The organism is Wenzhouxiangella sediminis (assembly GCF_003410055.1).
GTDB classification, from domain to species: domain Bacteria; phylum Pseudomonadota; class Gammaproteobacteria; order Xanthomonadales; family Wenzhouxiangellaceae; genus Wenzhouxiangella; species Wenzhouxiangella sediminis.
On the sequence record NZ_QUZK01000037.1, the window covers coordinates 92748 to 105363 of the forward strand.

Genomic DNA, 12616 nt, shown 5'->3' on the forward strand with positions numbered 1-12616 from the left:
CAAACCGATTTCGGAGTCCGCTTGTGATTCGTTCCTGCCTGCTTGCGTTCACGCTCCTGCTGCTCTTGCCCTCCCCGGCCTCGCTGGCGGAAGAAGACAAACCTGAACCGATGGCCGTCGACGAAGTCCTCGCGCTCGGCCCCCTGCCGATCGCTGCCGATTTGATGGAGAAAGCCGGCCATGCCGACGGGCTGCGTCGTGCCCTGGTCGGCCAGCTCGGCGAGGGCGAACTGCCCCGACCCGGCCGCTCGGTCAGCGCGTTCGGCCGGGACAGCGAGTGGCGCTCGGTGTCGCCCGCGGCCCTGGCGTCGGAGCGGACGCTGCAACTGCTGTGGTTCCAGCTCGAGGCCGAGCGCTTCGTGCGAGGACACCTCACGGTCGAGGGGCTTCGCAACGCTGTCGTCTACGTCGACGGCAAGAAAGTCGACGGCGGCGCGGAGGGGCACGCGCTGGATCTGCGCAACGGCAGCCACGAGGTCTGGGTCGTTCACGAGGGCGCCGCCGAGGACGGCGAGCCCGCGCTGGCCTGGCAGGGTCGTTCGGACATCGACCGCGTGGGTGCGCATACGCGTCCCCAGCGTCGCGTGTCGGCCCAGCGCCTGACCAACGCCGAGACGGTCGGTGACCTGGCCATCTCGCCGGACGGGCGCTACCTGGCGCTGGCTTACGAGCGGCGCGACGAGCCGGCCGACGCCGACATCCGCCGACTCGAGATCCGCGACTTGCAGACCGACCGAATCGTGCGCCAGTGGACGGCCGACCGGCCGGCCGCGCTGGCCTGGAGCCCCGACGGCTCGAAGCTGGCCGTCCAGACCGGCGACAGCCTGTGGCTGCACGATCGCGAGACCGGCCAGGCCCGCGCCCTGCTGCTCGAGCACGAGGGCATCGGTGCCTGGCGCTGGCACCCGGACTCCGACTCTATCCTGTTCGGCTGGACCAGGAAGGACGAGACCGAGACCGACAAGCGCCGCCGCCTGCGTGCGCTCGAGGACCGCTGGGCCGGCTTTCGCGATCTCAGCCAGCTCTACCAGGTCGACGTGGCCAGCGGCATCGTTCGCGCGCTGACGGCCGAAGAGCGCTCGGTGAGCCTCCACGATGTCGTCGACGGACGGGCGCTGCTTTCCCAGTACGTGGTCGACTACAGCGAGCCGCCGCACAGCATGACCCGCGTGTTCGAGCTCGACCTGGAAGACGGCGAGCAGCGCGACATCGCCCGCCTGCGCTCGTTCAACGCCATCCGCTATGCCGACGACGGCTACTGGCTGCTGGCCGGCCCGGCGCTGTCGATCGGCGATGGCGACGTCACGCCGGAGGGCGTCATTCCCAACGACTACGACACGCAGCTCTACCACCTGTCCGTCGACGGCACCGAGGCGATCAGCTTCAGCCGCGACTTCGACCCGGCCTTCAGCGGCATCGAGCGCCTGGCCGACGGCAACCTGCTCCTGAGCGCCGTCAGCGGCGAGGAGTCGGTGCTGGTCTATTTCGACCGCGACGCGGAGCGCCTTCGCGTGGTCGACAGCGGCCTGAGCGTCGTCGAGTCCTTCGTCGCCTCGCGCACCTCGCCGCCGACAGTCGTTGCGCGCGGCACCGACGCCGACGCCCCCCAGCGCGTGCATCGCGTGGGCCTCGACGGCGACAACGAGGTGCTGGTCGATACCCGCGAATCGGCCTATGCCGACGTGGTGCTCGGCGAAGTCCGCGACTGGTCCTTCACCAACGCCGAGGGCGTCGAGATCGACGGGCGCTACTACCTGCCGCCGGACTTCGATGCCGAAGGCGACTACCCGCTGATCGTCTACTACTACGGCGGAACGGTTCCCGTGAATCGCCAGTTCACCGGCCGCTATCCCTTCAACCTCTGGGCCGCCCACGGCTACGTGATCTACGTCGTCCAGCCGCGCGGCGCCATCGGCTACGGCCAGGATTTCTCTGCCCGGCACGTCAACGCCTGGGGTGACTACGCGGCCGACGACATCATCGAGGGCACGCGCCAGTTCGTCGCCGCTCACGACTTCGTCAGCGAGGAGCGCATCGGCAACATCGGCGCCAGCTACGGCGGTTTCATGACCATGTACCTGGCCACGAAGACCGACCTTTTCGCCGCCTCGATCTCGCACGCCGGCATCAGCGCGCTGACCAGCTACTGGGGCGAAGGCTGGTGGGGGTACGGCTATTCGGGCGTGGCCAGTCGGGGCAGCTTCCCCTGGAACAATCGCGAGCTCTACGTCGAGCACAGCCCGGTCTACAACGCCGACAAGGTCACCACGCCCATGCTGCTGCTCCACGGCGAAGCTGATACCAACGTACCGGTCGGCGAGAGCGACAACATGTTCACCGCGCTCAAGCTGCTCGGCCGCGAAGTCGAGATGGTCGAGTTCCCCGGCCAGGATCACTGGATCCTCGACCGTGAACAGCGCTACGTGTGGTGGGACAGCATCCTCGCCTGGTACGACCGCTGGCTCAAGGACGAACCCGAATGGTGGCAAAACCTGTATCCGGAGTCGTAGATGTCGTGTATTGACTCACGCAGAGCCGCGGGGATCGCGGAGTCCGCAGAGAAGAGCAAAACCATTAAAACGCAAAGACGCGAAGACGCAAAGTAAAAGGCATAACCTATAACCACGGAAGGCACGGAATGGCACGGAAAGGATTGCCAAGAGAATTCTTAATTCCGTGCGGTTCCGCGTCTTCCGTGGTTTCAATGTTCTTGGTTTTTTCTTCGCGTCTTTGCGTCTTTGCGTTTCAAAGATTTCGATTTTGACTTTCTCTGCGCACGCTCAGACCTCCGCGGCTCTGCGAGAGACTCAATTCCAGGGCGTTCCTGGAGACACACTCGACGAGGAACTGCATCCGGGGATGATCGAGCGTGGTCGGTCGCCTGGTTCGGGCGCGAGTGTTCGGAATCGGGATTGTGCATCCCACAAGCGAACAATTCCGCGTGGGCGGGCGACGCCTTCATCGGGCAAGGCGCCCTGATAGCGCCTGATCTATCAATGAGTTAACGCTCCGGTCGCGGTTTGGCACGCCGCGTGCTTATGGGTGTGCATGGATATCGCACGCCCCGAACTCAAACACCGCAAGCGCGTCAAGCGCCTGATCTGGATCGCCGCCGGCCTCGTCGCCCTGGTGATCGTTGCCGTGGCCCTGGCCTCGCTCGAGCCTGCCGCGCCGAGCGTGGATCGCGCTGCCGTCTGGACGGACACCGTCGAGCGCGGCGAAATGCTGCGCCAGGTGCGCGGTCCCGGCGTGCTGGTGCCGCGGGAAATCCGCTGGGTGGCTGCCACGACCGAGGCTCGCGTCGACCGGGTTCTCGCCAAGCCGGGCGCAATCGTCGAGCCGGACACCATCCTCGTCGAGATGAGTAACCCCGAGTTGGCGCAGCAGGTGCGCGAGGCCAACTCCGAATTGGTTGCCGCCGAAGCGGACTATGCCGCCCTGGAGGTGCGCCTGCAAAGCCAGGTGCTCGATCAGCGCGCGACCATGGCCCAGGTGCGTTCGGATGCGCGTGGTGCCCGACTGCAGGCCGAGGCCGAAGCCCAGCTGGTCGAGCAGGGCATCCTGCCGCGCATCCAGTACCAGCGCTCGCTACTCGATGCCGACCAGCTCGAGGAGCGACTGGCGATCGAGGAGGAGCGTTCGGCCCAGTTCAGGGATTCGGTCGAGGCCCAGCTTCGTGCCGCCCGGGCCCGTATCGACCAGCTCGAGAACGTCGTGGAGTTGCGCCGGCAGCAGCTGGGCAACCTCACCGTACGCGCCGGCATCAACGGCGTGCTGCAGGAGCTCAGCGTCGAGGAAGGGCAGCGCCTGACGCCGGGGCAGAACATCGCCCGCGTGGCGCGGCCCGACACCCTGATCGCCGAGCTGCGTATCGCCGAAACCCAGGCCAAGGATGTGCAGCTCGAGCAATCGGTGGAAGTCGATACGCGCAACGGCGTGGTCGCCGGCCGGGTGATGCGCATCGATCCGCGCGTGGCCAACGGCACCGTCCAGGTCGACGTGGAGCTGACCGGTGAACTGCCGCCGGGCGCGCGGCCCGACCTGTCGGTCGACGGCACGATCCTGATCGAGAAACTGGAAGACGTGCTCTTCGTCGGCCGGCCGGCCTATGGCCAGCCCGAGAGCACGGTGCGCCTGTTCCGTGTCGATCCACAGACGCAGACCGCCGTCCGTGTGCCGGTGGAACTCGGCCGCAGCTCGGTCAACGTTATCGAGGTGCGACAGGGCCTGCAGGTCGGCGACACCGTGATCCTGTCCGACACGTCCGCCTGGGACGAATACGACCGGATTCGCCTGGAATGAGGCCGCGCCGATGTCGCTCTCCCTTCTCATCGATGTCTACGGCTGCCTTAACTGCCTGGCGGCGCACGCCTGGGCCCTGGCGATACCGGTGGTGCTTGGCGCCATCCGCCAGCGCAGGTGAGCGAAGTCCGATTCTCTTTCTACGTATGGAACGCATGACATGAACGACACCCAACGACCCCTGATCCAGCTTTCCGAAGTGACCAAGGTCTTCCTGACCGACGAGGTCGAGACCCACGCCCTTGGCGGCGTTCACCTCGAGGTCGGCGAAGGCGAGTACGTCTCGATCTCCGGACCGTCGGGTTGCGGCAAGTCGACGCTGCTGTCCATCCTGGGCCTGCTCGACACGCCCACAGGCGGCCGCTACGAGCTCAATGGCACGCCGGTGGAAAGCCTCAGTGCCGCCGACCGCGCCCATGTGCGCAATCGCGAGATCGGGTTCATCTTTCAGGCCTTCAACCTCATCGGCGACCTCAGTGTCTTCGAAAACGTCGAGCTTCCGCTGACCTACCGCGACGGCATCGGCAAGGCCGAGCGAAAACAGCGGGTGGTCGAAGCCCTGGAGCGCGTCGGCATGGCCCATCGCCTGAGACACTATCCCGCGCAGCTCTCCGGCGGCCAGCAGCAGCGCGTGGCCGTGGCCCGTGCCCTGGTCGGCAAGCCCTCGATCCTGCTCGCCGACGAGCCCACGGGCAACCTCGACTCGCGCAATGGCGAAGCGGTGATGGCGCTGCTCGACGAGCTCCATCGCGGCGGCGCGACGATCTGCATGGTCACCCACGACCCGCGCTACGCCGAGTTCGCCGAGCGCAAGATCCACCTCTTCGACGGACGGGTCGTCGACGAGGAAACGCTCAACCGCCTGCGCGCCGAGGAAGAACAGCGCATCGAGGAGCAGATCGCCTCGCGCAAACCGGCCGCGGCCGATTCGGCGCCCTGACGCTCCCCGTGAGTTTCCCTGCTTCTCCCAACCGCCGCAGCCCACGGCCTGTACGCCGCTGACAGGAGCACTCGCATGCACATCCTCCACGACTTCAAGTTCGCAAAACGGCAGATCGCCAAGCGGCCGGGTTTCGCCGCTGCGGTCATCCTGACCCTGGCGCTGGGCATCGGCGCCAACAGCGCGATATTCAGCATGATCAACGGCCTCATGCTCAAGCCCTTGCCCTACCCGGAAGGGGAGCAGCTGGTAGCCGTCTATAACACCTATCCGAAGATGGGCTTGCCGAACGCGGGCGTTTCGGTTCCGGATTACATCGATCGGCGCGACCGTACCGAAGTCTTCCAGTCGACGGCGATGTACACCTGGAACGGCATGAACCTGACCGGCGAGGGCAATCCCGAGCGTCTGCTCGCGTTGCGGACCACGCCTTCGCTTTTTGAGGTGCTGCGCATAAAGCCCATGTTGGGCAGAACCCTCGGCGAGGAGCACGCCGAGATCGGCAACGACCGGGCCGTCGTGCTGAGTCACGGCCTGTGGCAGGCGGCCTTCGGCGCCCGCGAGGGCATCGTGGGTGAAGACATCCGGCTCAACGGCGAGCCGTACGAGGTCGTGGGCGTGATGCCGGCGGGCTTCGTGTTTCCCAACCAGAATGTGCAGCTCTGGATGCCGTTCGCTTTCACGCCGCAACAGATGAGCGACGAGGAGCGGGGACGGGAGTTCTCGAACATGATCGCTCGCCTCAAGCCCGGCGCCTCGACCGAGCAGGCCCAGCAGCAGGTCGACCGCATCCACGAGATCAATCGCGAACGCGCGCCCGCCGGTGTCGCGGAGTTCTGGGCCAACTCCGGCTTCGGCGGGCGCGTGGTCAACTACCGGGAGGAACTGATCGGCGAACTGCGTGGTCCGCTTTGGCTGCTTCAGGTGGCGGTGGCCTTTGTGCTGCTTATCGCTTGCGCAAACGTCGCCAACCTGATGCTGGCCCGCGTGACCGCGCGACGCCGCGAATTGTCCGTTCGCAAGGCCATGGGGGCGGCCTCGCGACGAATCGTTGCACAGATTCTGTGCGAGAGCGGCTTGCTCGCCCTACTCGGCGGCTTCGCCGGACTGCTGGTGGCCTGGTACGGACTCGAACTGCTCACCCTGGCGGGCCTGGGGTCGACGAATGAACTGTTCGATATCCGCCTCGACGGTACGGTCTTTGCCTTCGCCCTCGGCATCGCGATGACCACGGGGGTGCTGTTCGGCGTTGTGCCGGCACTGGCGGCCGTTCGCGGCAACACCGCCGAGGTGCTCAAGGAGGGCGGTCGCAGCGCCAGCAGCGGGCGCGGCGCACAGCTTACGCGCTCGACCCTGGTGGTCGCACAGGTGGCCATCGCTGCGATGCTGCTGGTCGGCTCCGGGCTGTTGATTCGCAGCTTCATGGAGCTACAGGGCACGGATGCCGGCTTCAATCCCGAAGGCGTGCTGACCGCCGGGCTGTCCCTGCCCGACAACCCCTACGATGATCCGGCCGCGATGCGCGATTTCCACGATCGCCTCGTGGCGCGGCTGGAGGCCATTCCCGGTGTCGTCGCCGCCGGCATGACCAACGTCGCGCCCTTCGAGGGGGGTAACTCCCAGTCGTCCTACAGCATCGAGGGCTACGAGCCCGGGCCGGGCGAGAACTCGCCGCACGGCATGGTGCGCCGGGCCGATAGCGGCTATTTCGAGGCCATGGAGATTCCGGTGCTGAGCGGACGCGCGTTCACGCCCGAGGACGGACCCGACAATCCGGTCGCTGTCATCGACGAGATCCTGGCACGTCGCTACTTCCCCGACGAGAACCCGATCGGCCGTCGAATCGGATTCGACGACGAAGAGAATCCCGAGTGGTTCACCGTCGTCGGCGTGGTCGGCACGGTCAAGCACTCCGGCCTCGACGAGCAGGTCAGCAAGGAAACCTACTATCTGCCCATTCGCAACGCCGCCGTCGGCAGCCCCACCCTTGTGCTGCGCACGGCCATGCCCCCGGCCGGCCTGATCGATCCCCTGCGGGAAGCCGTGCGCGAAATCGATCCGCAGCTGCCGCTGACGCGCATCCGCACGATGGAAGAGATGATCGACGTCTCGTTGCAGACGCGCCGCGCGCCCATGCTTCTGCTGATGGTCTTTGCCGGTGTTGCCCTGGCGCTGTCGGCCATTGGCATTTACGGCGTGCTGGCTTATTCGGTCAGCCAGCGAACCGGCGAACTGGGCGTGCGCATGGCACTGGGTGCTCGGATCGGCGACATCCTGCAGCTGGTGATGCGACAGGGCGGGCGCCTGGTCGCGATCGGATTGGCTCTCGGGCTGGTCGCCGCACTGGCCCTGACCGGAATGATCTCCTCGCAGCTCTACGGCGTGAGTCGTTTCGATCCCTTCGTACTGATTGGCGTTGTCGTGTTCCTCGGGTTGATCGCGGCCCTGGCCTGCCTGATTCCCGCCTGGCGTGCGGCCTGCGTCAATCCGATCGAAGCCCTTCGCTACGAGTGATCGAAGCGCCGCGGCAGAACCTCTAAAAGGATATCCCATGACCCATTTTTTCGCCGACCTTCGCTACGCCGCTCGCCAGCTGATGCGACAACCCGGCTTCACGCTTGTGGCCCTCCTGACCCTGGCGCTGGGCATCGGCGCCAACACGGCAATGTTCAGCGTGGTCAACGGCACCATGCTCGCGCCGCTTCCCTATCCTGATGCGGGACGCCTGGTTCGCGTCTGGGAGACCACGCCCGAAGGTCACCGCTTTTCCGTGTCCGAGCCCAATTTCCTCGATTTCCACGACCGCTCTGAGCAGTTCGAGTCGCTGGCGGCGATGAAGGATGTGTCGTTGACCTTCGTCGACGGCGGCCAGGCTGCACGCATCCCCGGTTTAGCGGTTTCGCGCGAATTCTTCTCAGTGCTGGGGCACTCGCCCATCGCCGGCCGAGAATTCACGAGTGAAGAGGACCAGCCGGGTTCGGCGGCGGATGTCGTCGTACTCGGACACGATCTGTGGCAGCGCCGTTTCGGGGGCGATCGCGACCTCGTTGGGCGGACGATCCGAGTCGAGGGTCGGGCCCGCACGGTTGTCGGGGTCATGGGGCCGGACTTCGGCCTGCTCGACAGCGAATACTGGGTTCCCCTGGCGGCCGATCCGGCCTCCGACCGAGGCGACCACTGGCTGGCCATGATCGGCCGCTTGCGTCCACGTGCGACCCTGCAACAGGCCGAAGCCGAACTGCAGCGCATCGCGGAGGGTATCGGGCTGCAACATCCGACCCTGGCTGGCTGGGGCGTCGAGATGATGCCCTTTTCCCGCTGGCTGGTTCGCGACTCGTTCCGGACCACGGCCGTGCTGCTGCTCGGGGCCGTGGCATTCGTGCTGTTGATGGCCTGCGTGAACCTGGCCAATCTCGTCTTTGCCCGGGCCAGCCGCCGGCAGGGTGAACTCGGCCTGCGGCTGGCGCTGGGGGCGGGGCGTGGCCGGCTGGTCCGGCAGCTGCTGGTCGAGGCCGTGCTCCTTTGCGGGCTCGGCCTCGGGCTGGGCATCGCGCTGGCCTACTGGGGAGTTTTAGCGCTGCAGGCTTTCGGTTCGGGTTTCATTCCGCGCCTGGAGTCGGTGCGCATCGACGGCACTGTCATGGCCTTTGCCGTCGGCATCGGCCTGGTCACGGTCGTGCTGTTCGGTCTGCTGCCGGCGCTTCGAATCTCCGGACTGGATCTCAATGCGACCCTGCGTCAGGGCGGGCGCACGGGTGAGCGCGGCGACCAGCGCCGCGTACGCGATGCGCTGGTGGTCGTGCAGATCGCGATGGCCATGCTGCTGCTCGTCGGCGCCGGGCTGCTCCTGCGAAGTTTCTGGCAGTTGCAGTCCACTGATCCCGGCTTCGACGCCGGGAACGTCGTCTACGCCGAGATCCAGCTCGGCGATGATTACGCCGAACCCTGGCAGAAAGTCGTGTTCTTTCGGGAGTTGATTGCTGACCTCTCATCCCGGCCGGGCATTGCCTCGGCCGGTGCGACGGTCATCACGCCGTTCAGTGGCTCGAACCTGATGAACGACGTCACGCCCGTCGACCGGGCCGAGTCGATCGGTGCGCAGGGGTTCATGCAGGCCGCCTGGCGCACGGCTACGCCCGATGCTTTCGAAACCCTGGGCCTGCCGCTGATCGAGGGTCGCTTATACGACTACACCGATCGCTGGGACGGTCCCCGAGTGGCCGTCATCACCCGCACCATGGCCGAACGAATGTGGCCGGACCGGCCGGCGGTGGGGCAGGAGTTCTATTGGGGCAGCAACACCGGCGAACCGCTGCGGGTGATCGGCGTGGTCGACGACCTCCGGGACGTCGAGATGAGCAGTGATGTGCAGCCGGTGATGTTCCTACCCTACCATCACATGCCCTGGCCCAAGATGACGCTGCTCGTTCGCGGCAGCGGGCAGGTGGATTCCATCGCCCGGCTGGTCCAGAGCCGGGTGCGCGCGCTGGACGAGTCTCTGCCGGTTCCGGCTGTGGCTTCCCTGCAAGACCAGGTGGCGTCGGTCGCTGCCGGTCCGCGTTTCAGAACCTTCCTGATGGCGTCGTTCGCCTGCCTGGCCCTGCTGCTGGCTGCGGTCGGCATCTACGGCGTGATGGCCTACAACGTCAGCCAGCGCACGCGCGAAGTCGGCCTGCGCATGGCGCTTGGAGCTGCTCCGGCTTCGATCTCCGGCATGCTGCTTCGGCGCGGCGCCGTACTGACGATCCTCGGCACGCTCATCGGCCTGCTCGGTGCGTGGGCTATCACTCGCCTGATCCAGGGGGTGCTGTTCGCAACCGAACCACTCGACCCGGCCGCGACCGCGACCGCTGCTTTCGTGCTGGCGCTCACCGCGCTGACGGCGTGCTGGTTGCCGGCGCGGCGGGCTGCGCGCATCCATCCCACGGAGGCCCTTCGCCATGAATGACATTCGTCAGGCGTTTCGTCAGCTCGTCTCCCGGCCCGGTTTTACGGCCATCGTGGTTGTGACCTTCGCGCTGGGTATCGGGGCGACAACCGCTATCTTCAGCATGGTCAATTCCGCTTTGATTGCTTCATTGCCTTACTCGCAGCCCGACCAGCTGGTCCGCGTGTTCGAGCAGCGTCCCGATGGAGGTCGCAACACGGTATCCGGCGGTGCTTTCAAAGACTGGAGAGAGTTCAATACGACGTTCGAATCCCTGGCTGTTTTCGACAATGCGCGCATGAACCTCACCGGTGCAGGTACGCCGGAGCGCCTGGCGGGCTTGTATGTCTCCTCTGAATTCCTGTCCGTCCTGCGCGTGCAGCCCGCGATCGGCCGCGACTTTTCACCGGATGCCGACACAGCCGGCGGCAGCAATCAGGTCGTCATACTCACGCATCGATTCTGGCAGCAACGCTTCAGCGGGAACGAGGATGCCATCGGTCAGGCCATGCTGCTCGATCAGACGCCCTATACGATCATTGGGGTGCTGCCGCCGGGTGCCCTATTGCACGACGAAGCGAACTTCCTGGTTCCGATGGTGATCACCGACGACCCGGACCTCTGGGGGCGCGAGGGGCATTGGCGCGATGTCATCGGTCGAATTCGTCCGGATGTGACCATCGACCAGGCGCAATCGGATCTGCGAACCATCAAGCAGCGGCTCGGCGCCGAATACCCATCATTCAAGCAGGATTGGAGTGTCATCCTGTTCACGGCGCAGGAAATCCACACCGGCAACGTGCGAATGACGATGTTCATTCTCTTCGGCACTGCGCTCTTCGTTCTGCTGATTGCCTGCGCCAACGTTACTAACCTGTTTCTGGCGCGCGGTGCCTCGCGCGCTCGTGAAATGGCGGTGCGCTCCGCACTCGGGGCCAGTACTTCACGGATCGTGAGGCAATGGCTGGTTGAAAGCATCCTGATTGCTTTGCTGGGGTGTGCGGCCGGACTGTTTGTGGCCGTATTTGCGATCAAGCTGTTGACGCAGATGGTCGCCGACGCGCTTCCCCAGGTTTTGCAGCCACACCTGGATACTGGGGTGTTGGTATTCTCGGTGATCCTTGCATGCGGTTGCGGGGTTCTTTCCGGAATACTGCCAGCGCTGCGGGCCAGTCGGTGCAATCTCTCGGGCAGCCTTCGAGAAGGCGAACGCGGCTCGGTCGGGAGAGACAGAAGACGCTCGCAATCGGCGCTTCTGTTCTCGCAATTCGCGCTCACGCTGGTGCTGCTGATCGGTGCGGGCTTGCTGCTGCGCAGCTTCACCCTGTTGTCGGAAGTCGACCCCGGCTTCGAACCTCGCCAGTCGTTCGCGTTCGACTTGTCGCTTCCCGAAGCGAAGTATCCGGATCCGGAAAGCCGGCTTCGGATCGTCGATGAACTGATCACGCGCATCGAGACCATACCGGGCGTTGAATACGCCGGGGTGACGTCCTACGTGCCGCTCAGCAATCGTGGTGCCACGGAGTACTTGAGTCGCGCTGACCGGCCATTCAGTTCCGACTATGTGGTCGGGTACGAAGCCGTCGATCGAGATTATTTCGCCGCCCTGGGGGTCGAGTTGATGCGGGGTCGCCTCATCACCGACGCCGAGAACCGGGTCGGCGCACCGCGAGTGCTGATGATCAATAGTCGTGTGGCCCGAGATTTGTACCCGGACGAGAACCCGATCGGCAAGCAACTGAGATTCTTCGATCGACCCTGGGAAATTGTTGGTGTGGTCGAACCGGTTCGGCATACGGCCGTGCATATCGAGCCACCACCCAGGATCTATTCTGCGCATGTGCATTCACCCTGGTCCACCAGTATCGTTGTGCGCACGGCTTTGCCCCCGACCGGCCTCATCGAGACCGTCAGACAGACGGTGCTGGACGTCGACCCCGATCAGCCGATTGCCAATGTACGAACAATGGAGCAGGCTGTTGGCGAATCTCTGTCCCGGCACCGAACAGTGCTCATACTCTTGGGCTCCTTCGCCGGCGTTGCCATCGTCCTTGCCTGTGTGGGTATCTATGGTGTGATGTCTTACACCATGAGCCAGAGCCAGCGTGAATTCGGAATCCGTACGGCTCTGGGTGCTACAAGCCGGGATATGGTGCGAATGGTCATCACGAGAGGCATGAAGCCGGCGCTCCTGGGAATACTGACAGGCGCCGCCATCGCCCTGCTCCTGACAGGGTTGGCGGAATCCATGCTCTTCGAGATTCACGCTCGAGATCCGCTTGTGTTTGGTGTCGCAACTGCCGGTTTGGCCATCATGGCCACGCTGTCGGTCTGGATTCCTGCGCGCCGCGCCTCCAGGGCCGATCCGGCGACGACTCTTCGCGATGAATGACCTGTCGCCAATCCGGAGATTCCCATGCAACTGAAAACATTGATCGGCGAAAGAC

The 12616-nt window shown here is 65.2% G+C and carries 6 protein-coding genes; all 6 read left to right on the top strand.

Annotated elements, in window-relative coordinates:
• The first annotated feature begins 23 nt into the window (after nt 1-23).
• Entirely contained in the window at nt 24-2510 is a 2487-nt protein-coding gene (locus tag DZC52_RS09050; RefSeq protein ID WP_116650817.1) for an alpha/beta hydrolase family protein, read from the top strand.
• A gap of 538 nt (nt 2511-3048) precedes the next feature.
• The gene (locus DZC52_RS09055) at nt 3049-4302 is read left to right on the top strand and encodes an efflux RND transporter periplasmic adaptor subunit (protein ID WP_116650818.1); all 1254 of its coding nucleotides are present in this window, start codon (nt 3049-3051) and stop codon (nt 4300-4302) included.
• A gap of 160 nt (nt 4303-4462) precedes the next feature.
• Nucleotides 4463-5242 carry an ABC transporter ATP-binding protein gene (locus tag DZC52_RS09060; protein WP_116650819.1) on the top strand — a complete coding sequence of 260 codons (780 nt, stop codon included), beginning with the start codon at nt 4463-4465 and terminating at the stop codon, nt 5240-5242.
• 75 nt (nt 5243-5317) lie between these two features.
• Entirely contained in the window at nt 5318-7756 is a 2439-nt protein-coding gene (locus DZC52_RS09065; protein WP_116650820.1) for an ABC transporter permease, read from the top strand.
• 37 nt (nt 7757-7793) lie between these two features.
• Nucleotides 7794-10190 (top strand): ABC transporter permease, encoded by a 2397-nt coding sequence (locus tag DZC52_RS09070; protein ID WP_116650821.1) that lies wholly within the window; start codon nt 7794-7796, stop codon nt 10188-10190.
• Nucleotides 10183-12561, top strand: a complete 2379-nt coding sequence (locus DZC52_RS09075) for an ABC transporter permease (RefSeq protein WP_116650822.1) — start codon at nt 10183-10185, stop codon at nt 12559-12561. The genes DZC52_RS09070 and DZC52_RS09075 overlap by 8 nt, the downstream gene beginning before the upstream one ends.
• Nucleotides 12562-12616 lie beyond the last annotated feature (55 nt).